The sequence below is a fragment of the Burkholderia sp. BCC0419 genome (genome assembly GCF_902830285.1).
Taxonomy (GTDB): Bacteria; Pseudomonadota; Gammaproteobacteria; order Burkholderiales; family Burkholderiaceae; genus Burkholderia.
In genome coordinates this window covers 302,376-325,213 of the sequence record NZ_CADESR010000002.1, presented here as the reverse complement: position 1 = coordinate 325,213, position 22,838 = coordinate 302,376, and the positions used below count along the sequence as shown (strand labels likewise).

General features: G+C 70.4%; 21 protein-coding genes. 20 read left to right on the top strand and 1 reads right to left on the bottom strand.

What is annotated here, in order from left to right; genetic code table 11:
- Positions 1-9 precede the first annotated feature (9 nt).
- On the bottom strand, positions 10-957 hold the full coding sequence (locus HWW87_RS15025; protein ID WP_175821473.1) for a fatty acid desaturase: 948 nt from the start codon (positions 955-957) through the stop codon (positions 10-12).
- Between the two features lie 420 nt (positions 958-1,377).
- On the opposite strand from HWW87_RS15025, the gene HWW87_RS15020 reads away from it, so the two are divergent.
- Genes HWW87_RS15020 through HWW87_RS14925 form a run of 20 tightly spaced genes read left to right on the top strand, consistent with a single transcriptional unit; the run spans position 1,378 to position 22,838 of the window.
- Positions 1,378-3,141, top strand: coding sequence for a fatty acyl-AMP ligase (locus HWW87_RS15020; RefSeq protein WP_244107227.1), 1,764 nt, complete (start codon positions 1,378-1,380; stop codon positions 3,139-3,141).
- Positions 3,138-3,848, top strand: coding sequence for an ABC transporter ATP-binding protein (locus HWW87_RS15015; protein ID WP_175820943.1), 711 nt, complete (start codon positions 3,138-3,140; stop codon positions 3,846-3,848). The genes HWW87_RS15020 and HWW87_RS15015 overlap by 4 nt, the downstream gene beginning before the upstream one ends.
- Positions 3,820-5,037, top strand: a complete 1,218-nt coding sequence (locus tag HWW87_RS15010) for an ABC transporter permease (protein ID WP_175820942.1) — start codon at positions 3,820-3,822, stop codon at positions 5,035-5,037. Before HWW87_RS15015 ends, HWW87_RS15010 begins: the two co-directional genes overlap by 29 nt.
- Entirely contained in the window at positions 5,034-5,786 is a 753-nt protein-coding gene (locus HWW87_RS15005) for an outer membrane lipoprotein-sorting protein (RefSeq protein WP_175820941.1), read from the top strand. Before HWW87_RS15010 ends, HWW87_RS15005 begins: the two co-directional genes overlap by 4 nt.
- On the top strand, positions 5,776-7,113 hold the full coding sequence (locus HWW87_RS15000) for a hypothetical protein (protein WP_175820940.1): 1,338 nt from the start codon (positions 5,776-5,778) through the stop codon (positions 7,111-7,113). Before HWW87_RS15005 ends, HWW87_RS15000 begins: the two co-directional genes overlap by 11 nt.
- Positions 7,114-7,126: 13 nt before the next feature.
- The gene (locus tag HWW87_RS14995) at positions 7,127-8,224 is read left to right on the top strand and encodes a hypothetical protein (protein ID WP_175820939.1); all 1,098 of its coding nucleotides are present in this window, start codon (positions 7,127-7,129) and stop codon (positions 8,222-8,224) included.
- A gap of 58 nt (positions 8,225-8,282) precedes the next feature.
- Positions 8,283-8,537 carry an acyl carrier protein gene (locus tag HWW87_RS14990; protein ID WP_011350104.1) on the top strand — a complete coding sequence of 85 codons (255 nt, stop codon included), beginning with the start codon at positions 8,283-8,285 and terminating at the stop codon, positions 8,535-8,537.
- Positions 8,538-8,544: 7 nt separating this feature from the next.
- Complete coding sequence (locus HWW87_RS14985; protein WP_175820938.1) at positions 8,545-9,420, top strand: hypothetical protein; 876 nt, start codon at positions 8,545-8,547, stop codon at positions 9,418-9,420.
- 1 nt (position 9,421) lies between these two features.
- Positions 9,422-10,060: a hypothetical protein gene (locus tag HWW87_RS14980; protein WP_175820937.1), complete on the top strand. Its 639-nt coding sequence runs from the start codon at positions 9,422-9,424 to the stop codon at positions 10,058-10,060.
- Positions 10,053-11,036, top strand: a complete 984-nt coding sequence (locus tag HWW87_RS14975; RefSeq protein WP_175820936.1) for a ferritin-like domain-containing protein — start codon at positions 10,053-10,055, stop codon at positions 11,034-11,036. The genes HWW87_RS14980 and HWW87_RS14975 overlap by 8 nt, the downstream gene beginning before the upstream one ends.
- A 1-nt stretch (position 11,037) precedes the next feature.
- Entirely contained in the window at positions 11,038-12,027 is a 990-nt protein-coding gene (locus tag HWW87_RS14970; protein ID WP_175820935.1) for a 3-oxoacyl-ACP synthase, read from the top strand.
- Positions 12,017-13,192 carry a PLP-dependent decarboxylase gene (locus tag HWW87_RS14965; protein WP_175820934.1) on the top strand — a complete coding sequence of 392 codons (1,176 nt, stop codon included), beginning with the start codon at positions 12,017-12,019 and terminating at the stop codon, positions 13,190-13,192. Before HWW87_RS14970 ends, HWW87_RS14965 begins: the two co-directional genes overlap by 11 nt.
- Before the next feature lie 16 nt (positions 13,193-13,208).
- Entirely contained in the window at positions 13,209-14,792 is a 1,584-nt protein-coding gene (locus tag HWW87_RS14960) for an acyl-CoA ligase (AMP-forming), exosortase A system-associated (protein ID WP_175820933.1), read from the top strand.
- Positions 14,789-15,880 (top strand): hypothetical protein, encoded by a 1,092-nt coding sequence (locus tag HWW87_RS14955; protein WP_175820932.1) that lies wholly within the window; start codon positions 14,789-14,791, stop codon positions 15,878-15,880. The genes HWW87_RS14960 and HWW87_RS14955 overlap by 4 nt, the downstream gene beginning before the upstream one ends.
- Complete coding sequence (locus HWW87_RS14950; protein ID WP_175820931.1) at positions 15,880-17,727, top strand: acyl-CoA dehydrogenase; 1,848 nt, start codon at positions 15,880-15,882, stop codon at positions 17,725-17,727. Before HWW87_RS14955 ends, HWW87_RS14950 begins: the two co-directional genes overlap by 1 nt.
- A 1-nt stretch (position 17,728) precedes the next feature.
- Positions 17,729-18,973: a citrate/2-methylcitrate synthase gene (locus HWW87_RS14945; RefSeq protein ID WP_175820930.1), complete on the top strand. Its 1,245-nt coding sequence runs from the start codon at positions 17,729-17,731 to the stop codon at positions 18,971-18,973.
- A gap of 28 nt (positions 18,974-19,001) precedes the next feature.
- Entirely contained in the window at positions 19,002-19,664 is a 663-nt protein-coding gene (locus HWW87_RS14940) for a class I SAM-dependent methyltransferase (protein WP_175820929.1), read from the top strand.
- 3 nt (positions 19,665-19,667) lie between these two features.
- Complete coding sequence (locus HWW87_RS14935; protein ID WP_175820928.1) at positions 19,668-20,741, top strand: TauD/TfdA family dioxygenase; 1,074 nt, start codon at positions 19,668-19,670, stop codon at positions 20,739-20,741.
- A gap of 11 nt (positions 20,742-20,752) precedes the next feature.
- Positions 20,753-21,766 carry an ABC transporter ATP-binding protein gene (locus HWW87_RS14930; RefSeq protein WP_175820927.1) on the top strand — a complete coding sequence of 338 codons (1,014 nt, stop codon included), beginning with the start codon at positions 20,753-20,755 and terminating at the stop codon, positions 21,764-21,766.
- Positions 21,759-22,838 carry an ABC transporter permease gene (locus tag HWW87_RS14925; RefSeq protein ID WP_175820926.1) on the top strand — a complete coding sequence of 360 codons (1,080 nt, stop codon included), beginning with the start codon at positions 21,759-21,761 and terminating at the stop codon, positions 22,836-22,838. The genes HWW87_RS14930 and HWW87_RS14925 overlap by 8 nt, the downstream gene beginning before the upstream one ends.

Below are 22,838 nucleotides of genomic sequence, written 5' to 3'. Positions count from 1 at the left end.
CACCGGCGCTCACGCCGATTGCGTGGACGCCGGCGCAACCGCTTCGGCATCGGGCTCGCGATCGTCCCGATCGTCGTCCACCGAGCGCGGCGACAGCCGGCCGCGCAGCAACGCGTAGTAGAACTGCCGATAGGTGCGGTGGTAATAGCGGATGCGCGGCGCGATCGCGCCATGCAGGTCGTGCAACCGCTCGATCGGCAGGCTCGGCATCATGTGATGCTCGACGTGATAGTTGTTGCCGTTCGTGAACCATGTCATGAACGCGTTGCTCTCGATCGTCCGCGTGTTGCGGAACGGGTCGGTGCTCGTCAGGTCGCAGCGGTAGTGCTCGGGCATCTCGACCAGCGCATGCACGGGCGCGGCGACGAACACGAGCGGCACGACCCACACCCAGACGACGAACCACGTGTGCAGCGCGAACGACAACGCGGCCAGCAGCGCGATCGCAGCGGCCATCAGCAGGTAGTCGCGGCGAATCGCGCGCGACACGAGCGCGTTGTCGCCGAAGCGCGCGCCCGGCACGACCAGCTTCGCGACGTTCTTCGCGAACTGGATATAGTGCGCGGCCATCGACAGCCGCCACGCCCACAGCCCGACATTGACGACAGGGCTCGCGCCGTACTGGTCGCCGTAGTCGAAGAACTCCTTGTTCTCCGGTGTGCCGAGCAGCCGGTGATGGCGCAGGTGGCTGTCCTGGTAGGCGTGGAACGACACGAGCATCGGCATGCCGAGCAGCACGCCGAACACCATGTTCAGGCGCTTGCTGCGAAACCCCTGGTAATGCAGCGCCTGGTGCTGCAGCTCGACGCCGTGCGCATACATCGCACCGATCAGCAGGATGCCGACGATCTTCAGGATCACGAGCGCCGACAGCGCGAACATCATCCCGTGCGCGATGAGCGCGACGTAGACGGCCAGCTTCAGCGAGAAGACCACGCTGCTCGGGCGGCTCTTCATGTCTGCAACCGGTTTCGAGCGGGCGACAAGCGATGAGGTGACGGACAAGACGCTCTCCTTGAGCCGGACCCTGCCCGGCACGATGACGCGGCGACGCTGGCGCGCTGCCGGGATGCAATTCTTCTGTGAGTCGATGTTTCGGACAAACGAATTTTCCGAACGCATTGCATGACGCACGCGCATGAGCGAACCACATCGTGAACTAGACGACCGGTCGAATGAGACCGACCAGTCACCTAGCGTCCGTTCACGCGAATCACGAATTTGCGCGGGCCCGCGTGGATGCGCTCCGCTCATGCATAGCCTGCATAGATTCCGTTTGTCGCAGCCGATCGATCCGGCAAGAATCCACCTCACTCGACGAACGGCGCCGCCGGCACCGTGGCGCGAGCGGCCGTGTTCCTCAAGGGGAGAATCCTCGTGACGAAGTGCGCATCGACCATTCATCGCCTGATCGAATCGCTCGAAGACGTGGCGGGCGCCATGCATCGCATGACGTTCGTCGACGACGCGGGCAACGAGGCGGGCATCACGTACCGGCGCTTCGCGGAAGAGGTGTTTCGCCAGGCCGGCGCGCTGCGCGAGCTCGGCGTGCGCGAGAACGATCTGGTGATGCTCGCGCTGCCCGCATCGGTCGAGCATGCGGCCGCGATGATGGCCTGCGTGATGAGCGGCGCGCTGCCCTGCACCGTGCCCGTTCCCGCCCGGCGTGCAGCGGCCGGACGGCAGGTGATCGACGTCGCGTGCGAGCTGTACCGGCCGCGTATCGTCATCGCCGCGGATGCGCAGGCCGCGGCCTGGCGCGACGATGCGTTTCCCGCGGCCTCCACGCGCGTGGTCGATCTCGCGACGCTGTCGAGCGCCGCCGATGCCGGCGCGCGCGCACCGATCAGTTCGAAGAGCGGCCGCGATCCGCATCATGTGCAGCTCACGTCGGGTTCGACGTCGCATCCGAAGGCCGCGGTGCTCAGCCACGAGAACGTGATCGCGAACGTGCTCGGCATCGGCGGATCGGTGCGCTTCGATCTCGCGGCCGGCGACGGCACCGCGTCGTGGCTGCCGCTCTATCACGACATGGGGCTGCTCACGCTGCTGTCGAATCTGTATTACCGCGCGCCGCTGCTGATGATGCAGCCGAACAGCTTCATCCGGAATCCGCTCGGCTGGCTGAAGCGCATCGCGTCGGCGCGTGCGACGACGACGTCGGTGCCGACCTTCGCGCTGCGCTACTGCGTGCGCCGCTTCAATGCCGCCGCGATGGACGGCGTCGATCTGTCCGCGTGCCGCAACATCTTCATCGGCGGCGAACGCGTCGACGGCGCGACGCTGCGCGATTTCGCCGCGACGTTTGCGCCGTACGGACTGGCGGCGTCGGCACTGCAACCGTGCTACGGGATGGCCGAGTCGACGCTCGCGGTATCGATGCACCGTGCATGGCACGAAGGCGCGGTCGACGGCGCGCCGTACGTGATCGCCGATACGCTCGACCGGCGCGCGCTGATCGAGCGCCGCGACGCGCAGCCGGCCGCCGCGAACGACGGACATGATACGGAGACCGAAACGGTGCTCGCGATGGGCACGCCGATCGACGGGATGGCGTTCCGCATCCTCGACGACGGCGACCACGCGCTGACGAACCGCGCGGTCGGCGAAGTCGCGATCCGCGGCTCGTCGGTGATGCTAGGCTACCTGAACCCCGACGACGGCACGATCGCCGCGCCGCTGACGGCCGAGGGCTGGTTCCGCACCGGCGATATCGGCTACGTCGCGGACGGCCAGCTGCATATCCTCGGCCGCAAGAAGGAAGTGATCATCATTCGCGGCAGCAACTATTTCCCGCACGAGATCGAGGAAGCGCTGGCGTCGCACAGCGCGCTGCGCAAGAGCACCTGCATCGCGTTCGGCCTGCCCGATCCCGAAACCGGCACCGAGCGGCTGGTCGTCGCAATCGAGGCGCGGCCCGTCGACGCGACGCCGCAAACGCGCACCGAGTGCCAGCAACTGCTCGCATCGCGCATCGGCTTCGCCGCGCAGGATCTGTGTTTCGTCGAGCCCGGCTCGCTGCCGCGCACGACGAGCGGCAAGCTGCAGCGCCTGAAGTGTCGCGATCTCTATGCAAACGGTGCGTTGCCCGTGATTCCCGCGTCGGCCGCCGTCGAAACGGGCCAGGGAGCGTTCGCATGACGGCCGCGTCGATTGCGCCGGTGCTCGAACTGCGCGACGTCTCGCGCGTGTACGAGGGTGCGGGCCGCGTCGTCGCGGTGCGCGGCGCGACGATCTCGATCGGCCCGCGCGACGTCGTCGCGCTCGTCGGCCCGTCGGGCAGCGGCAAAAGCACGCTGCTCAACCTCGCCGGTTTTCTCGACGTGCCGAGCAGCGGCGAACGCTGGCTCGAAGGCCGCCGCATCGACGACGCGCCGGACACGCTCGAACGGATTCGCCGCGAACGCATCGGCTTCGTATTCCAGCAATTCAACCTGATTCCGGTGATGTCGGCGCTCGAGAACGTCGAGCTCGGCTGCTTCGCGTGGGGCACGCCGCGCACGCGGCGCGAACGCGCCCGCGCGATGCTCGACGCGGTGGGGCTCGCCGCGCGCGAACGGCATCGCCCCGGCGAGCTGTCCGGCGGCGAACAGCAGCGCGTCGCGCTGGCCCGCGCGCTCGCCAAGGAGCCGGCCATCGTGATCGCGGACGAGCCGACCGCGAGCCTCGACAGTACCAACGCGCGGGCGGTCGCCGAGCTGATCCTCGACACCAACCGCACGCTGGGCACCGCCTTTCTGATTGCGTCGCACGACGATCGTCTGTGCGCGCACCTGCCGCGACGCATCGAGATGCGCGACGGCGTACCGGGAGTGAATCGTGAACTGGTCGACGTTTGCGTGGCGTAACCTCTGGCGCAACCGGCGCCGCACCGTGCTGACGATGGCGATGATCGGCGTCGCCGCGTTCGCGTCGAGCCTCGCGCTCGGTTACGTGATCGCGACCTTCGACGCAGTGCGCGAAGGGTCGATCGACAGCGGCGTCGGCCATGTGCAGGTGCTGCATCACGGCTATCTCGACCTGATCGGCGAACGGCCGCTGCAATACGGGCTCACCGCCGACGAGCAGGCTGTCGCGACGCGCGCGATCGCCGCGCTGCCCGGCGTCGCGACGACCGCGCGCGGCATCGACTTCGACGGGCTCGTGTCGAACGGCGATCTGAGCTACGGCTTCGTCGGCGAAGGGATCGAGCCGAACCGCGAGCCGCCCGGCTTCTTCGACTATCACACGGTGCTGTCGGGCCGCTATCTGTCGCCGACGCATGCGGGCACCGAAGTCGTCGTCGGCGCCGAACTCGCGCGCAAGCTCGGCGTGCACGTCGGCTCGGTCGTGCAGTTGATGGCGTCGACCGCGCACGGCGGCATCAACGCGACCGACGCGCAGATCGTCGGCGTGATGAGCACCGGCAACAAGGACGTCGACGAGCGGATCGTCAACGTGACGTTCACGGCCGCGCAGGCGCTGCTGCGCACCGACCGCGCGTCGCGCATCGCGGTGTTCCTGTCGGATACCGCGCGCACGCCGGCCGCCGCCGCGACGCTGCGCGCCGCGCTGCCGACGCTCGACGTGCGCACCTGGGACCAGCTCGTGTCGCTCTATCACCAGGTCGTCGCGCTGTACAAGAACCAGTTCTCGGTATTCGGCGCGATCCTCTGCGTGACGATCCTGCTGTCGATGAGCAACTGGATCCTGATGAGCATCGTCGAGCGGCGCCGCGAGATCTCGACGCTGCGCGCGCTCGGCGTGCCGGCCGCCACGGTGCGCGGCGTGCTGATCCAGGAAACCGCGCTGCTCGGCCTGCTCGGCGCGGCCGCCGGCATCGCGCTCGCGCTGCTGACGATGGTCGCGCTCAATCACGCGCAGATCCACCTACCCGCGCCGCCCGGCCGCGTGAAACCGATCCTGCTCGAATTCACCGTGTCGCCCGTCGCCGTGGCCGCCGTCGAAGCCGCGTTCGTCGTGCTCGGCGTGGCCGCGGCGCTGCTCGCGACGCTCGGGCTCGCGAAACGCAACATCCTCGAAGGACTCGCCCCATGAATCGCATTCGCCTCACGTTCGCCGCGTTCGCCACGCTCGTCGCGTGCGCGCCGCTCGCCGCACAGGCAGCCGACACGCCGACGGCGCAGACCATGCTCGCCCGTGCCGACGCTTACCGCAGCACGGCCGCCGATACGCAGACCAACATCCAGATCACCAACGAGGTCGGCGGACAGTCCGGCGACGCGACCCGCTATCTCGTCTACACGCGCGGCAACGGCGACACGCTCGCGCTCACGCGCAGCGGCGAGAACGACGGCCAGAAGTACCTCGCGACCACGCGCGGGCACTGGTTCTACGTGCCGAACACGCGCAGCGCGGTGCGCATCAACGGGATGCAGCGGCTGCAAGGGGAAGTCGTGATCAGCGACATCACGCGCACGCACTGGGCGGACAGCTATCGCGCGACGGCCGCGCCCGGCACGACGCCGATCGCCGGCAAGCCGGCCACCGAGCTCGACCTGACCGCAACCGACCCCGACAACGTCTACCCGACGATCAAGCTGTGGGTCACGCCCGATACCGACGTGCCGGTGCGCGCGCAGTTCTTCCTCGCGAGCGGCCTGCTGTTTCGCAGCGCCGATTTCTCGGCACCGGTCGACGCGAACGGCCGCAAGGTGATCCGCAAGATCACGTATCGCAACGAGGTCGAGAAGCAGCGCGCGAGCGTCGTCGACATCCTCGACGGCCAGCCGCGCAAGATTCCGTCGGGCTGGTTCAATCCCGACACGCTCGCCGATGGTCAGTGAGTACGACGCCGATGCCGATGCTCATCGTGACCGCCCCCGTTCATCGTCCGGCCGCGCAAGCAGCGCCCGCCGCGCGTGGCCCGGTGTCGCGCTCGCGATCCCGCTCGCGCTCGGCTGCCCGCTCGCGCATGGAGAATCGCTGATGGACCAGCTCGGCACGCTCAACGGTATCGGCTACGCGCGCTCCGTCGACAGCATGGACGGCCGCGCGCTGCTCGGCCGCCTGATCGGCGACTCGCCGCGCAATCAGCAGGAAGCCGGCCTGCTCGCGCGCATCGACGGCGAGAACCTGTTCGTGAACGCGCGCGTCGTCGCCAGCAACCATTCGCTCGGCGCGCAGGCGAGCCGCTTCAACGAAGCCGGCGTGCGCTACGCGTTCGACAACGGGATCACGCTGACGGCCGGCAAGCGGATCGATACGCTCGACACGTCGCAGGCGTTCTTCCCGCTCGGCTTCTTCCAGAAACGGGCCGCGACGGCCGACATCTACGATCGCTACGGCGACGTCGAAGGCACGCCGCTCGTCGAAGCGAAATGGGCCGGCGAGCAGACCACGCTGCAGTTCATCGCCGGCGAGAACCGCACGCTGCGCAACGACGTCGACAACCGCGACGTGCAGGGCGCGACGCAGCTCGTGCGCGGCGCATACAACTGGTCGGGCGGCTCGGCCGCGCTGCTCGCCGGCCGTCACGCGGGCCGCGGCGGCGCCGGCGCGACGCTGTCGTTCGACGTCGCGCGCTCGAACACCGTCTATGCGAGCGCGTGGCTCGAGCGCGGCACGACGCGGCCGCTGCCGGCCTTCATCGCGAACGGCACGCCGCTCGATTCGGCGGCCGCCTACGACGCCGTGGATCGCCGCAACGATCGCCAATACATGTGGCGCAGCGCGGTCGGCACGCAGAGCGCGCTGCCCGGCAACCTGTCGCTGATCGTCGAGTGGTCGCACGACGAAGCGCGTTACGACGCGAGCCAGTGGCGCCGGATGGTCGGCGCGGTGCAGGCGAACAACGCGCTGCTGCCCGTCGCGCCCGGCGCCGCGCTGGCCGGGCTCGGCGGCACGGCCAATTTCGTGAGCGTCGACGGCAGCCTGCGCGACTACCTGTTCGCGCGGCTCGGCAAGAAAATCGGCCGCGTCGAGTATTCGCTGCGCGGCGTCTATTCGCCGCAGGACAAGGGCCTGCTCGCGATCGCGCAGGTCGTCGCCGACGTGAACAAGCGCGTGAGCGTCGATGTCGCGCTCACCCACGCATTCTCCGACAGCAATTCCGAGTACCGGATGGTCGGTCTCGGCACCCGTATCGACGCCGCCGTGCGCGTGCGTTTCTGACAGGAATCCTGCCATGTCCACGCTTTCCGTTCCCGCTTCGACCGCCACGCCGCCCGCGCCGCCGCTGCTGCTGCGCGTGGCCGACCAGGCCGCGTATCCGGTGCTGCGCCATCTCGACGCGATCGGCACGCCGCCGCGCGCGGCGGCCCGGCTCGTCGAAGCCGCCACCGTGCGGCTGCTCGACAGCGAGATGGTGATCGCGCTGCGCGCGTCCACGCCGGACGTGCTGCCCGACGCGTCCGCGTCGACCCCGCTGCGGCACGACGAGGCGCCGCTCACCGAAGCGCTGCTCGAGCAGATCGGCGGCGAAGGGTTTCATCACCTGTTCAAGCCGTTCATGCGCGCGTTCATCCGCATCATGTTCGGGCTGTTCTTCTCGGACGACCAGAACCGCCGCGCCTGCGAGTGCATCGACGCCGGCCACAACTTCGCGTTCCTGATGAGCGATGGCGGCGGCCCGACGCTGGCCGCATGGCGCACGGTCGTCCGCAGCGACGACAGCGGGCTCGCGCTCACCGTCGACAAGGTGTGGGGCATCGAGGCGCACCGCGACTGCATGGCCGTCGTCGCGGCGCGCTTGCCCGGCGTGATGTTCCCGGCCGCGTATCTCGTGTGGCCGGACGAATACCGGAAGCTCAAGCGCGCGACCTGCGGCGCGCCGTTCCTCGCGGGCAACCTGCAGCTCGCGAACGTCGGCGGCCAGGTGCGCGTCGCCGCCGAGGATCGCCTGCGGATCGGCGGCCCCACCGTGTTCAACAAATACCTGACCGTCGTGCGGCCGTACTTCGTCCGCGCGCTGATGGCGCACGTCGGCTGGCTCGAACGGACCGGCCGCGTCGAGCTCGATGCCGATGCGCGCGCCGTGCACCGCTTCATCGCGGACGCCGCGCGCAGCCAGACCGACGACGCGCACTACAGCTTCGGCAAGGTGCAGCGCGTGCTCGCGATCAAGCTGCTGTCGAACGAGTTCCTGACCGCGCTCGTCCGCGACGGCAAGGTGCCGCTGTTCGACGACCAGCGCGACCTGCTCGCGTTTTCGAAGATGGAAGGCAGTTCGTACCGTTGTTATCACGAGCTTCGCAAGAGCCTGCGCTGCGAAGCCGGCAGTTGACCCACGCGACAGGCCGATCGATCCCGATCAAACCCACTCAACTCCAGGAGCTCCTCTCATGACGACCCAGAACGTTCCGGCCGACGCGCTCGACATCCTGTCCCGCGAAGTCGCGAAGATCCTCAACGTCGAAACCGTCGACACGGACGCCGGCATCGGCGAACTCGGCATCGATTCGCTGAACATCGTCGAGCTGATCGTGTTCTGCGAACAGCTTTACGGTTCGATCGATCCGGAAGCGCTGAACATCACGCAATACACGACGCTGCAGCAGCTCGACGCGCAACTGCGCCGCCAGCAGCACGCGGCCTGATACGGCGATGCTCGCGCCCCTTGCCCCCGTGGCGGCCGCCGCCGTCCAGCCGGCCCCGGCGACCGCGCTGACCGTGCAGGCGCTCGCGTACCGGCGCGTCGCGCCGTCGCGCGACGGCGCGGCCGTGCCGCTCGACGACACGGCCCGCGCGATCGGCACGCTCGCGTGCGCCGAACGCGAGCGGCTGTGCGGTGCGATCGGCGCGGACGACTACGTGGTCAGCTCGACGATCCTGTCGATGCTGCTGATGAACGACTCGCCGCAGCATCGCGTGTTCGCGCAGGCGCTCGCCGGTGCGAACGACTACACGCCCGACTGGATGACCTGCTCGTACGAATGCGCGGGCTGGGGCTACGTGCTGCGCCGCGCGCTCGCGACCGCGGCCGAGACCGGGCCGCGCACGCTGCTGCTGCAGATCGTCGACATCGACGTGCACGGCTATACGTACTGGCACGGCAATCCCGCCTGGGGGCGCTCGGGCTTCGGCGTGTGCACGCTGCTCGTCGACGTCGGCCGCGAACCGGCGCAATCGGTGATCGCCGATGCCGCGCCGCCGGCCAGCGCGGTCGTGCGGCTCGGCCGCGACATCCGCACGTTCTGCGCGGCCCGCCCCGGGCTGCACGCGGCGCTGCCGTTCTTTCCGGCCACGTCGCGCCGCGCGCTGCTCGCGTCGGTCGGCAAGACACCGCTGCTGCCGGACGGCCACGGCGTGTTCGGACATGCGTTCGGCAGCGACCCGTGGCTGTCGGTGCTGCTCGCACACCGCGACGGCGACACGCCGCGCCGCGCGGCCGTCTGCTCGCTCGCGCTGAACGGCTATTACGCGATCGCCGACGTCGCGTTCGCGCCGGACGCGACGTTCTCTCTCGACGGCGAGGCGTGACATGGTGCGACCCGTTCACTTCACCTACCGGATCACGCGCGATGCGCGGCAGCCGGTCGCGGTCGCGGCGAGTGCGTACCGGACGCCGCTCGACACGCCGGCCGACTATGCGCGCGCCGCGCTCGCGGAAGCGGCCGGCGATGCGTACGACGCAGGCGACGCGGGCGACATGGCCGGCGGCGAACGCCGCGTGCTGCTCGACCACGTTCAGTATTTCGCATTCCTCGCGGAAGTCACCGCGCGGATTCGCGACGCCGTACATCCGGACGCCCGCCTGTTCATCGAAGTGTGCGCACCGTATTTCGGCGCGCTGCCCGCCGAACTGCTCGCGCCGCACGTGCTGCTCGGCGTGCACCTGTACGACGAAGCATTGCGCGACGCCGCGCGCGGCGCACCGGTCGTCTGGATCGGCGACCGCATCCTGCGCGATGCGGAATTCGCCGGCGACAACCGCGTGTGCTGCGCGATCTGGCCCGCGCGGCTCGCCGATGCATTCGACGTGCAACTGCGCGGCGCGTGGCCAGCCTATGCGATCCGCCTCGAACCGCACCCGGGCGCGTCGCGCGCGGCCGCCCCGTTCACCGATTCCGCCCATCATTCCGGCGCCGCCGCGCGGCCGGGGAGACCCTCACATGAATGACACGCTTACCGTGATGCAGGACACGGCCGATATTCGCTGGTCGATGCCCGTCGACGCGCTGATGTCGAACGACTACGCGCTGCGCGAAGAGGCGCTGAACCGGCTGTACGAGAAGGCGAAGGCCGCGCAGTGGGATGTCGCGACCGACGTCGACTGGAGCCACGATCTCGACCCGGCGAATCCGCTCGGCATGCCCGACCCGACGCTCTTGATCTACGGCACCGAGCTGTGGGGCAAGCTCGCCGACGCCGACAAGCGCGAGGTGCGCCATCACGCGCAGGGCTGGCTGCTGTCGCAGATCCTGCACGGCGAGCAGGCCGCGCTGATCTGCGCGTCGAAGCTCGCGTCGGCCGAAAACGGCCTGAGCGCGCGGCTGTGCGCGGCCGCGCAGATGATGGACGAAGCGCGCCACGTCGAGGCGTACGCGAAGCTCGTCAACGAGAAGCTCGACGTCAGCTACCCGATGAGCCGCTCGCTGAAGGGGCTGCTGCACGACACGATCACGAGCAGCGCACTCGACATGACGAACCTCGGGATGCAGGTGCTGGTCGAGGGCATCGCGCTGTCGATCTTCCAGAGCGTCGTCGCATACAGTACCGATCCGTTCATCAAGGACCTGTTCGTGCGGATCCAGCGCGACGAAGCGCGTCACTTCGCGGTCGGCCGGATCACGCTGTGCCGCGTGTACGCGGAGATGAGTGCGCACGAGCTGCGCGAGCGCGAGGAATTCGTCTGCGAAGGCGCGGCCGTGCTGTACGAGCACCTGTGCGCGGACGACATCTGGGAACCGATGGGGCTGTCGAAGCGCGAATGCAGCGCGATGGTGCGCGAATCGCCGGTGTCGAGCTCGATCCGCCGCTCGATCTTCCGGCGCCTCGTGCCGACAATCCGCGAGATGGGCCTGCTCACCCCGACTGTGCAGGCGACCTTCGAAAAGCTCGACGTCCTCGACTATGCGGCGATGCCGCTCAACTGACATGACGATGCCCTCCTCCCACGCATCCCGCGACGCCGGCTTCTGGATCGGCATCGACGCGGTGGCCTACGAGCTGCCGGGCCTGCCCGTCGATATCGAGGCCTGGGCCGCCGAACGCGACTATCCGGCGCAGCGGGCGGCCGCGATCGCGCAATCGGGCAGCCGCTATTTCCATATGGCGCTCGACACGAGCGAGACCGATCTCGCGATCGCGGCGGTCGGCCGGCTGCTCGACACCGCACGCGTGCATCCGTCCGACGTCGGCGCGATCGTGCACGTGCACACGCAGCAGTTCAGCGTGCCGCCGGCGCCGCGCAGCCTGCCGCATGAAGTGGCCGCGCAGTTCGGCATCGAGCCGTTGTGGCTCGGCTCCGTCGCGCAACTGAACTGCGTGTCGGTCGCGGCCGGCATCGAAACCGTGCGCGCGCTGATGCGCCGCCATCCGCAGCTCGACGCGGCGCTCGTCGTGTCGTCCGACCGCGTGTACGGCGAGGATTACCGGATGCGGCAGATGACGGGCGTGCAGTGCGACGGCGCGGCCGCGATGCTGATCGCGCGCAACAGCACGAAGAACCGGCTCGGCGGCATCGCGATCGAGACGCACGCGAAATGGCATCGCGGCTCGGACACCGTCGCCGCGAACGAGGCCGACCTGATCATGATGGAGTGGCCGTACACGCGCCGTGCGATCGACGCGGCCGTCGCGCTCGAGCCGCATGCGCTCGACGCGTACGACCTCGTGCTGCCGCACAACGCCGACCTGCCCGGCTGGAACGCGCTGTGCCGCGCGATGCGCGTGCCGGCCGAGCGGCTCTATGCGGAAAACATCCATGCGCGCGGCCACGCGTGCTGTTCGGATTTCCCGATCAACCTGGCCGACGTCGGGCTCGATGCGGTCGCGCACGGCCGGCGCGTGCTCGGCGTGATGCAGTCGAACTGCGGCGCGTATGCGGCCGCCACGCTCCATCCGGTGGGCCGCCATGACGCCTGAGCACCCGCTTCCGCCCGCCGGCGATTACGCATGGATCGCCGACCTGCGCACGCCGTGCTACGTGTACGAGCCGGATGTCGCGATCGCCCGCTACCGGTCGCTGAAGGCGCGGCTCGGCACGCGGCTGATCGTGTCGCTGAAGGCGAACCCGAACCAGGACCTACTCGCGCGCTGCGCGCATGCGTACGAGGACGGCGTCGAACTCGCGAGCCGCGGCGAACTCGACGCGGTGATCGGCCGGATCAAGACGGCGCGCTACCTGAACAATCCGTCGATGGACGAGATGTTCATGCGCGCGGGGCTCGCGTCGCGCTGCCATTTCGTGCTCGACAACCCGGACGCGGTCGCGCGGTTCGTGCCGCTCGCGCGCGAAGCGGCGGCCGGCGGCGGCACGCCCGGCGCCGTGCTGCTGCGCGTGAACGCCGGCGCGCTGGCCGGTGAACAGGCGCGGGCGCTGTGGCACGACCACTTCGGGATGACGCCGAACGAGGCGCACGACGCGGTGCGCACGCTCGCGGCCGCCGGCCTGCCCGTGGCCGGGCTGCACGTGTTCTCCGGCCCGCATTCGTTCATCCGCCAGGACCCGACGCAGCCCGACACGCTCGTGTTGCCCGAATTGCTCGCGGCGCTGGCGCGCGATCTCGCGCCGGCCAACGGCGCGCCGCTCGGCTCGCTGAGCCTCGGCGGCGGTTTTGCCGACGATCATCCGGGCGACGCCGCGTTCGAACGCTACGCGGCCGCGCTCGCGCCGCTGGCCGGCCAGTATTCGCTCGCCCACGAATCCGGCCGCGCGATCTTCGCCGATGCGGGCGTGTTCGCGACGCGCGTCGTCGCGGTAAAGACGTGGCAGGACCGCACGATCGCCGTCTGCGACGGCGGCCTGTCGCATGCGTTCCTGCTCGCGCAGACCGAATCGGTGATGCGCCGCCTGGCCGCGCCGTCGCTCGTGCGACGCGCGCCCGCGCCACCGCCGCGCGGCGTGCCGACGCTCTACGTCGGCAGTACCTGCAGCCGCGCGGACGTGATCGGCCGCGACGACACGGGCGCGCCGCCGCAGGTCGGCGACATCGCGGTGTTCGCGCGCTGCGGCGCATATCACCGCACGTACTCGATGGCGCATTTCCTGTCCCACGAAGCCGCGCACGTGTACGTGCGGCCTGCCTGAACCAGAGGAGCCGATCATGAATGCATTGATCAGCGTCGCCGACCTGCTCGAATACGGCGCCGAGCGCTGGCCACATCATCCGGCGTATGCCGACGGCGGCGGCACACTGACTTACGACCAGCTCGCCCGCGCGGTCCGGCGCGCCGCCGCCGCACTCGCGTCGCGCGGCGTGCAGCCCGGCGAACGCGTCGCGATCTACGCGCCGAAGCGCATCGAAACCGTGGTCGCGATGCTCGCGGCCAACGCACTCGGCGCGATCTTCGTGCCGGTCAATCCGCAGTTGAAGGAAGCGCAGATCGAACACATCGTCGCCGACAGCGGCGCCGCACTGTTCGTGACCGGCGCGCAGCGGCTCAAGCGCCTGCCGGCGCTCGCCGCGCTCGTCGGCGAACGCGTGATGCTGATCGAGGCACTGGCCGATGCGATCGAAGCAACCGGCACCGACTCGCCGGCATCGGCAGCGGCCCCCGCCGGCCGCCCGGTCGACGACGATCCGGCCGCGCTGCTCTACACGTCGGGCTCGACCGGCAAGCCGAAAGGCGTCGTCGTGTCGCAGCGCAACCTGGTGTCGGGTGCGTTCAGCGTCGCCGCGTATCAGGGGCTCGCTGCCGACGACGTCGTGCTCGGCGTGCTGCCGCTCAGCTTCGATGCGGGCCTGAGCCAGCTCACGACCGCGCTCGCGTCCGGCGCGTGCTACACGCCGCTCGACTTCCTCCAGCCGGCCGAAGTGCCGCGTCATTGCGACGCGTTCGGCGTCACGTCGATCACCGGCGTGCCGCCGCTGTGGATGCAGCTCGCGTCGGCCGGCTGGAGCGACGCCGCGCGCACGCGGATCCGCCGCTTCGCGAATACCGGCGGGCATCTCGCGACGCCGCTGCTGCACCGTCTGCAGGCGCTGTTCATGCACGCTTCGCCGTACCTGATGTACGGGCTGACCGAGGCATTCCGCTCGACCTACCTGGCGCCGGCCGACGCGGCGCTGCGCCCGACGTCGATCGGCAAGGCCGTGCCGAACGCGGAGATCCTCGTGCTGCGCGCGGACGGCAGCGAATGCGCGGCCGACGAGCCCGGCGAACTCGTGCATCGCGGCGCGTTCGTCACGCTCGGCTACTGGAACCGGCCCGAGCTGACCGCGCAGCGCTTTCGTCCGCTGCCGCGCCGGCACGGCGAGATCCCGCGCCCGGACGTCGCCGTGTGGTCCGGCGACATCGTGCGGCGCGATGCGGACGGCTACCTGTATTTCGTCGCGCGCGGCGACGACATGATCAAGACGTCCGGCTATCGCGTGAGCCCGACCGAGGTCGAGGACGTGCTGTTCGCGTTGCCGCACATCCGCGAGGCCGCGGTGTTCAGTGTCCCGCACCCGGCGCTCGGCGAGGCGATCGCCGCGTGCGTCGTGTCGACGCTCGACGCCGACGCGTGCCGCGCCGACATCGCCCGCGCCTGTCGCGACGCATTGCCCACCTACATGAACCCGCTCGTCGTCGAGCCGCTGCCGGCGTTGCCGCGCAACCCGAACGGCAAGATCGACCGACCGGCGCTGAAAGCGCAGTATCGCGACGCGTTCGCGCGCCCGAACCTCGAGGAGACCGCAGCATGACCCTGCCGATGCTCGATGAAACCTGTGTCGGCGCGCCCCGCGTCGCCGCGCCCGGCACGCTCGCGTTGTTGGGCGGCGTCGTGGTGCTGCCGCCGGCCGTCGTGTTCAGCGCGATCCAGGCGCAGGAGCGCCATCCCGGCTACCGGCACCTGCTGCTGCCGCAGGCGCGCTTTGCGCGGCCGCGCGGCATGGGTGCGCTGACGCCCGACGAAGGCACGCGCCTCGCGCCGGGCGGCCGGCCCGCGCTGCGCGTCGCGCCGCCCGGGCGCAGCCTCGCCGATCTGGCCGCCGATGCGGCGCTCGATCTGCGCGACCAGCTGGGCTCCGGCGCGCTGGCCCGCACGACGCATGTGATCGTCGCAAGTTGCGCACTCAACGAAGGCATCGGCGACTCGGTCGTCGGCCGCATGCAGTACGAACTCGGGCTGCAACGCGTGACGCCGTTCGCGCTCGGCCAGAACGGCACGCTCGGCTGGTATTCGGCGCTGATGCTGCTCGACGGGCTGCTCGACGAGGGCGACCAGGCGCTCGTGATCCTCAGCGACAAGTGGCTGTACCCATTCTTCCGCCAGTTCGGCGACCTGGTCGGCTACGGCGACGCGGCCGCCGCGCTGCTCGTGTCGCGCGCAGGCCCCGCGCCGGAACCAGCCGCGTGGGGCGGCGTACGGTCCGTCGCGCTCGAATTCGGGCCGTCGATCACGGATCCGTGGGCCGATGCGCCGGCCACGCTGCGCGACACGCTCGCGCCGGTCGCCGCCCGCGCGATCCGCCGCGCGCTCGAGCAGGCCAACCTGCGCCCGAACCAGATCGACTGGTGCGTGCCGCCCGGCTTCGATCCCGGCTTCGCGGCGCGCGTGGCCGACGCCGCATCGATTCCGGTCGCCGCGCGCATCCAGCACGACGGGTCGGGCCATCTGTCGTCGGCCGAATCGGCCGCCGCGCTGATCCGGCTCGCGGGCGCACTGGACGAAGGCGAACGCCGCACGGTGCTCGTGTGGGATGCGGCGCTGCACGGCGCGGCCGCGGCCGCCGTCGTCGACCTGGCCGGCGGCCTCGACGCCGCGCTCGATATCGAAGGAGACGCATGATGAGCGCGTACAAGGTAAGCCTGCGCGAGCTGCGCTTCTTTTTGTGGGAACTGTTCGAGGCCGACCGGCACTTTCTCGAACACGGGCCGTACAGCACGCACGATCGCGCGTCGGTCGATGCGCTGCTCGAACGCGCACGCGATTTTGCGCTCGACCTCGGCCGCAGCTATCAACAAGCGGACATCGAGGGCTGCACGCTGCTCGACGACGGCCAGGTACGGATTCCTTCGCATTTCCACGCGCTGTGGGCGCGCTTTCGCGACGAATGGTCGAACACGCTGTTCGGCACCGCGCACGGGCTGCCGCCGATCGTCACGCAGATGATCTACGAGATGTTCATGGGCGCGAATCCGTCGTTCATGACCTATGGCGGCTTCACGCGCCCCGCGATCAAGCTGCTGCAGATGCACGGCACGCCGCACCAGAAAGCGCTGATCGCACCGCTCGAAGCGTACCGCTGGGACGCGTGCTTCTGCGCGACCGAGCCGCAGGCCGGCACCGACCTCACCGCGGTCGCGCTGCGCGCGACGCCGCTCGAACGCGACGTCTACGCGATCGACGGCGAGAAGGTCTATATCTCGGCCGGCATGCACGAACTGACGGAAAACACGCTCTATTTCGTGCTCGGCCGCATCGATACCGCGTCGCCGGATTCGTTCTCGCTGTCGTGCCTCGTCGTGCCGCGCTTCTGGCCCGACGAGGCAACCGGCGAGCTGCAGCCGAACCATGTCGACTGCATCGGCCTGCCGCGCAAGATGGGGCTGAAGGGCTGCGCGAACACGCATCTCGTGTTCGGCGCGAACGGCACGACCAGAGGCTGGCTGCTCGGCGGCCGGCGCAACGTCGGCCTGCTGCAACTGATGCCGCTGATGAACCAGGCGCGGATGAGCACCGGGATGTTCGGCGTCGGCGTCGCGTCGAGCGCGTACCTGCATGCGGTCGAGTATGCGGGCCGCCGGTTGCAGGGCCGGCCGATCGAGCGCGCGTCGAACACCAACGCCGCGCGCGTCGCGATCGTCGAGCACGCGGACGTGCAGCGCATGCTGGTCGACATGAAAAGCCGCGTCGACGGCTGCCGCGGCCTGCTCGGCAAGCTCGCGGCGACCGCGACGCGCGCGGCGATGCTCGAAGCGACGCCCGACGCCGACCCGGCCGAGATCGAGCGCCATCGCAAGCTGCAACTGCTGCTGACCCCGATCTGCAAGGCGTTCATCTCCGACCAGGCGTGGCGCATCTGCGAGACGGCGATCCAGGTACACGGCGGGCTCGGCTATACCGACGCGAGCCCCGTCGAGCAAAACGCGCGCGACGTGAAGATCCTGTCGATCTGGGAAGGCACGAACTACATCCAGGCGCAGGATCTCGTGCGCGACAAGCTCGGCTTCGGCCGCCATTCGCGGCTAATCCAGTATTACCGTGACGAACTCGACGCGTTCCTCGCCCATCAGCATCACGCCGGCACGCACGCGGAGCTGCGGCCGCTGTTCGATGCGCTGCGCGCGGGCGCCGACCGCATCGCCGCCGCGCTCGACGACATCGCGCGCGACGTGCAGGACGGCCACACGCATCGCAGCAGCCAGTTCTACACGCGCTTCCTGGAGATGTTCGGCGTGGTCACGTCGGCGTGGGTGCTGCTCGAATCGGCGACGATCGCCGCGCGCCGGCTCGACGCGCCGGAAACGGCCGACGCGCCGGCCGAGCTGGCGTTCTATCGCGGCAAGCTGAAAAGCGCGCGCTACTACTTCGCGAACGTGCTGCCCGTCGTCGACCAGCACGCGGCCGTGATCGCCGCGATGGCGCACGCGGCGATCAGCGTCAGCAGCGACGAACTCGCCGCGGCGGAATGACATGGACACGACACTCGATTCCGGCATCCCCGCCACCACGACCGCCGATGCGCCGCGCAACCTGCTCGGCCGCCCGGCGACGCGCCATCGCGGCACCGACATCGACGGCGCGACGCTCGACCCCGAAGCGCTACGCGTGCGCGATCTCGACCTGAACGCGCTGATCGGCGCGACGACGTTCGAAGGCGCGCTCGCGCACCTGTGGTTCGACGTCGCGCCCGGCAGCGCCGACCATCGCGCGCACGAGGCGACGCTCGGTGCGCGGCTCGCGGCGTTCGCCGACGCGCTGGCGCCGGGCTCGGTCGCGCAGTCGGTCGCAGCCGATCTCGGCGCGGCGGGCGTCGCGCCGGTGTTCGCGGCCGCATCCGGCCTGCTGCGCGGCCTCGACGACGTGACCGCACGCGTGCGCGGCCCGGCGCCGGACGACGCCGATCTCGACACGATGCTGCTGTGCGCGGCGGCCGCGCCGTTCCTGCTGCACGCGGCGAACGAGGGCCGGCCGTTCGCGGCCGGCACGAGCGCCAACGGCAGCACGGCGCTCGATGCAGCGCAAACGCAAGCACAACGCATGCTCGTGCTGACCGGCGCGACGCGCCACGACGCGCCAGCGCAAGCCGCAATGGACATGCTGCTCGTCGCCTGGCACGCCGGCTTCGGCTACATCACGCCGACCGTGCTCGCGCCGCGCGTCGCGATCGGCACCGGCGTCACGCTGACGCAGGCAATCGCATCCGGCTTCCTCGCGAGCGGCCCGTCGCACGTCGGCGCGGCGCTCGAAGCAATGCAGTGGCTCGCGGCGCTCGCACGCTCGGTGCCGGGCGGCGCCGGCGCATCGCCGGCCGCGCTCGACGCGGCCGGGCGCGCGGCGATCGATGCGGCGCTCGACGCGAAGCGCACGCTGTACGGCTTCGGCCATCCGCTGTTCGTCGCCGATCCGCGTCCGCCGCACCTGCGCGGCCGGTTCGCGGCATGCGGCTTCGACGGCGGATACGTGACGCTGTTCGACGCGTGCTGCGCCCAAGCCGACGCGCGCCGCGCGCTGCGGCCGAACATCGATTTCCTGACCGCCGCGACGCTGCTCGAACTCGGTGTCGCCGCGCCGTCGTGGGGCGTCGGCGTTGGGCTCGGCGCGCGCATCGCGGCGATGGCCGCGCATGCAGTGGAACGACGCCGCCGCCCCGCGTTCGGCGTCAACAGCGCGACCGCGCGACGGCTGCTGGCCGCCGTGCCGGTCGGCTGGCTGTGAACCCTCACCCTTTCGCACAAGGAACGTCATGCTGCTCAAGAACCTGCGCCCGGCGAACGACTACGATCGCTTCGCCACCGAAACGCTCGAACCGTGGGACCTGCTGTTCATCAGTCGCATTCGCCAGCTGGCGCGCGGGATGACGCCCGGCACGATCGCCGACATCGGCACGGCCACCGGCGTCGTGCCGGTGCGGCTCGCGACCGATCCGGCGATGCGCGGCTGGCGCTACGTCGGCATCGACCTCGATCCGGCGATGCTCGACGAAGGCCGCCCGCGCATCCACGAGCTCGGGCTCGACGACACCATCGAGATGCGCGTCGGCGACGCGCTCGCGCTGCCGTTCGACGACGGCACGCTGACGATGGCGGTCGGCCGCGCGACGCTGCACCACCTGCCCGACAAGGCGCTCAGCCTGACCGAGATGTATCGCGTGCTGGAGCCGGGCGGCATCGCGCTCGTGCACGACATGCGCCGCGACGCGCCGCAGCACCTGCTCGACCGCTTCACCGAGTTGCGCGCGGCCGCCGACTATCCGCCGACCCACGTCGAGGAAAAGATCACGCTCGACGAAGCGCATGCGCTGGTGGCCGCAGCCGGTCTGACCCAGGTTGCATCGATCTACAGCCCCAGCGCCGGGCTCGGCGCGCTCGGCTTCGAAATCCTGCTGAAGAAACCGGCGCTGGCCTGAGCGATGACCGATCTCGCCTTCCTCGCCGCCCATGCCGCCGCGCGGCTCGGCGCCGACGACGTGCACTGCACGGCGGTCGCGCCCGGCGCGACGCTGCCGCTGTGCGTGACGCCGCGCAGCGCCGAACTCGCGAGCTCGCCGGAGATGTTCGTCGCGTGGTACCGCTCGCGGCTCGACACGATCGACACGCTGCTCGACGCATGCGGCGCGCTGCTGTGGCGCGGCTTCGCGGTGCCCGACACCGCCGCGTTCGGCCGCCTCGGCGCGCTGTATCCGGCGCACGCGAACGGCTATACGGCCGGCGCCGCACCGCGCCGGCAGATCGACGGCCAGGTCTACGAGTCGACCCGCATGCCGCCGCCGTTCAGGATCGGGCTGCATCAGGAGATGGCCTACATGCCCGCGTTCCCGCGCCTCGTCGCGTTCTACTGCCGGCAGCCGGCCGACGCGGGCGGCGAGACGCCGATCTGCGACATGCGGCGCGTGACCGCGCGCGTGCCGGCCGCGCTGCGCGAGCGGTTCGCCGCACGCGGCGTGATGTACCTGCGCAATTTCGCGGCGCCGGGCGACCGCGCGGGCGGCCTCGCCGCGAACCCGAACCTGCCGTTCGCCGCATACCACCGGCCTTGGGACGACGCATTCGGCACGACGGCGCGCGACGAGGTCGAGCGGCTGTGTGCGGAACGCGGCGTCGGCTGCCGCTGGCTCGACGACGGCAGCGTGACCGTGTCGCACGTCGGCAGCGCGCTGCGCACGCATCCGCGCACCGGCGAGACGGTGTGGTTCAACCAGGCGAGCGCGCAGCACCCGAACCCGCGCTCGATGGGCGAGCTCAGCTATCGGTACCTGCAGCGCATGTACGGCGCGCGCGCCGCGTTCCCGTACGAGATCCGCTACGGCGATGGTTCGCCGATGCCGTTCGACGATCTGGTGGCGATCTACGACGCGCTCGACGACGAGGAATTCGCATTCCCGTGGCAGGCCGGCGACGTGCTCGTCGTCGACAACATGCTGGTCGCGCACGGCCGCAACCCGTACCGGGGCGCGCGCGACACGCAAGTCATGCTGTTCGACTGAGGATGCCGACGATGAGCGTTTCGTTTCTTGCGTCCGTGCGCGCGATGTTCGGCCCGCCCGCCGCGTTCGACCGGCCGCAGCGCGCGGGCACGCCGCCGCTGCCCGATGCGCATGCGCCGGGCGCGGCGCTCGGTGCGCGCGCGATCGACGTCACGGCCGGCGATTTCCGCTTCTCCGCGCGCCACGTGCGGTTCCGGCTCGGCGCGATCACCGCGATCGTCGGGCCGAACGGCTCCGGCAAGACCACGCTGCTCGAAACGCTGCTCGGCTTCCGGCGCGGCGGCAGCGACGTGCGCGTGCTCGACGTGCCGGCCGAACGCTTCATGCGCGATTCGCGGTCGCTGCAGCGGATCGGCGCGCAATTGCAGAAGGTCGAGTATCCCGATCACCTGCGCGTCTCGGAGATCGTCGCGCTGCACCGCGCGATGTACGCGCACACCGATGCGGCGATCACCGATGCGCTCGGCATCGCCGAACTGCTCGACAAGCCGTGCCGCGCGCTGTCGAAGGGGCAGCGCCAGCGCGTGGACCTCTACGTCGCGCTCGCGCACCGGCCCGAGCTGGCCGTGCTCGACGAGCCGTTCACGGGGCTCGACCGCCGCTATGCGGGCGTCGTGATCGACCTGCTGCGCCATCGCGCAAGCGGCACGAGCGTCGCGATGATCTGCCATTCCGAGGAAGAACTGAGCGTGGTCGACGATCTCGTGTGGGTACGCGACGGCGGCGTGCGCTACCAGGGCGACCAGGACACGCTGCGCGCCGAACTCGTCGGCGAGGCGCGCGCGGTCCTGCATTGCCGCGACGAAGCCGATGCGCGCGCGCTGCGCAAGCGGCTCGCGGCGCTGCCCGGCGTGACCGGCGTGCGCGTGTCGGCCGCGCACGTGGTCGAGGCGTTCGGCGATGCGACGCTGCATCCGAACGTGCACCGGATCGTCGGCGAACGCGGCATCCAGCATCTCGCGCTCGCGCCGAGCACGCCGGGCGACCTGCTGCGCCTGTGCACCGAGGGCCCGACCCATGACTAAGGTATTCCTGATCCTCGTGCGCAACGAGCTGCTCGGCTATCTGCGCAGCCGCTCGTCGCTGTTCTGGACGCTCGTGTTCCCGGTGTTCCTGCTGAGCGTGATGCTGTTCGCGTTCGGCGGCTCGGGCTCGCTCGGCACGGCCGACATCGCGTTCGACGCGCCAGGCGGCGCGACGCCGTACAGCCGCGCATGCGAAGCGCAGATCGTCGCCAGCCTGTCGCACAGCGACACGGTGAAGGCGACCTTCGGCGGGCGCGCCGCGCCGGCCGAGCGCGTGACCGTCGTGCTCGGCGCCGACGAGCGCACGCCAGCGACGATCCGCTACGACTTCAACGGCTCGCTCGCGGTCAAGGCCGCGTCGCGCGTCGTCGAGATCGCGCTCGCGCGCTGCGCCGCGCAGCGGCTCGGGCTGCCGGCCGCGCAGGCGCGCTTCGAGAATGCCGCGCCGACGCGCCGGCCGTTCGACTATGGCGCGTTCTTCGCGACCGGCATCCTGGTGATGGCGTTCATGGCGATCGGGCTGAACTCGACGACCACCGCGATCGCCGCGCTGCGCGAACGCAATACGTTCAAGCTGTACGTGTGCTTCCCGGTCTCGCGCGGCGTGTTCCTCGCCGCGCTGATCGTCGCGCGGATGGCGATGATGGCGCTGTCCGCGCTCGTGCTGCTGACGGTCGCGCGCGTCGCGTTCGGCATCGCGCTGCCGATCGCGACGCCGGACGGGCTGCGCGCGTTGCCGATCGTGCTGCTCGGCGCGGCGATGGTGCTGAGCATCGGCGTGCTGCTGGCCAGCCGCACCCGGTCGCTCGCGGCCGCCGAACTCGCATGCAACGTCACCTACTACCCGCTGCTGTTCTTCAGCGACCTGACGATCCCGATGCACGACGCGCCCGCGTGGCTGAAGGCCGGGCTCGCGTTCCTGCCGACCAACCAGTTCGCCGTCGCGCTGCGCGGCGCGCTGGTCGACGGCGCGCCGTACGCGCAGCTCGCGCCGCAACTGCTCGGCATGACCGTGTGCACCGCGCTGTTCCTGTTCGCCGCCGCGCGGCTGTTCCGCTGGCACGACGCATGA

Bases quoted from the DNA above. Each gene is read 5' to 3' on its own strand.
- HWW87_RS14960 (WP_175820933.1), top strand. From the start codon at position 13,209: ATGAATGCATTGATCAGCGTCGCCGACCTGCTCGAATACGGCGCCGAG.
- HWW87_RS14995 (WP_175820939.1), top strand. From the start codon at position 7,127: ATGTCCACGCTTTCCGTTCCCGCTTCGACCGCCACGCCGCCCGCGCCG.
- HWW87_RS14930 (WP_175820927.1), top strand. From the start codon at position 20,753: ATGAGCGTTTCGTTTCTTGCGTCCGTGCGCGCGATGTTCGGCCCGCCC.
- HWW87_RS14965 (WP_175820934.1), top strand. From the start codon at position 12,017: ATGACGCCTGAGCACCCGCTTCCGCCCGCCGGCGATTACGCATGGATC.
- HWW87_RS14935 (WP_175820928.1), top strand. From the start codon at position 19,668: ATGACCGATCTCGCCTTCCTCGCCGCCCATGCCGCCGCGCGGCTCGGC.
- HWW87_RS15025 (WP_175821473.1), bottom strand. From the start codon at position 957: ATGAAGAGCCGCCCGAGCAGCGTGGTCTTCTCGCTGAAGCTGGCCGTC.
- HWW87_RS14925 (WP_175820926.1), top strand. From the start codon at position 21,759: ATGACTAAGGTATTCCTGATCCTCGTGCGCAACGAGCTGCTCGGCTAT.
- HWW87_RS14975 (WP_175820936.1), top strand. From the start codon at position 10,053: ATGAATGACACGCTTACCGTGATGCAGGACACGGCCGATATTCGCTGG.
- HWW87_RS14990 (WP_011350104.1), top strand. From the start codon at position 8,283: ATGACGACCCAGAACGTTCCGGCCGACGCGCTCGACATCCTGTCCCGC.
- HWW87_RS15005 (WP_175820941.1), top strand. From the start codon at position 5,034: ATGAATCGCATTCGCCTCACGTTCGCCGCGTTCGCCACGCTCGTCGCG.
- HWW87_RS14950 (WP_175820931.1), top strand. From the start codon at position 15,880: ATGAGCGCGTACAAGGTAAGCCTGCGCGAGCTGCGCTTCTTTTTGTGG.
- HWW87_RS14980 (WP_175820937.1), top strand. From the start codon at position 9,422: ATGGTGCGACCCGTTCACTTCACCTACCGGATCACGCGCGATGCGCGG.
- HWW87_RS14970 (WP_175820935.1), top strand. From the start codon at position 11,038: ATGACGATGCCCTCCTCCCACGCATCCCGCGACGCCGGCTTCTGGATC.
- HWW87_RS15000 (WP_175820940.1), top strand. From the start codon at position 5,776: ATGGTCAGTGAGTACGACGCCGATGCCGATGCTCATCGTGACCGCCCC.
- HWW87_RS15015 (WP_175820943.1), top strand. From the start codon at position 3,138: ATGACGGCCGCGTCGATTGCGCCGGTGCTCGAACTGCGCGACGTCTCG.
- HWW87_RS14940 (WP_175820929.1), top strand. From the start codon at position 19,002: ATGCTGCTCAAGAACCTGCGCCCGGCGAACGACTACGATCGCTTCGCC.
- HWW87_RS14955 (WP_175820932.1), top strand. From the start codon at position 14,789: ATGACCCTGCCGATGCTCGATGAAACCTGTGTCGGCGCGCCCCGCGTC.
- HWW87_RS14985 (WP_175820938.1), top strand. From the start codon at position 8,545: ATGCTCGCGCCCCTTGCCCCCGTGGCGGCCGCCGCCGTCCAGCCGGCC.
- HWW87_RS14945 (WP_175820930.1), top strand. From the start codon at position 17,729: ATGGACACGACACTCGATTCCGGCATCCCCGCCACCACGACCGCCGAT.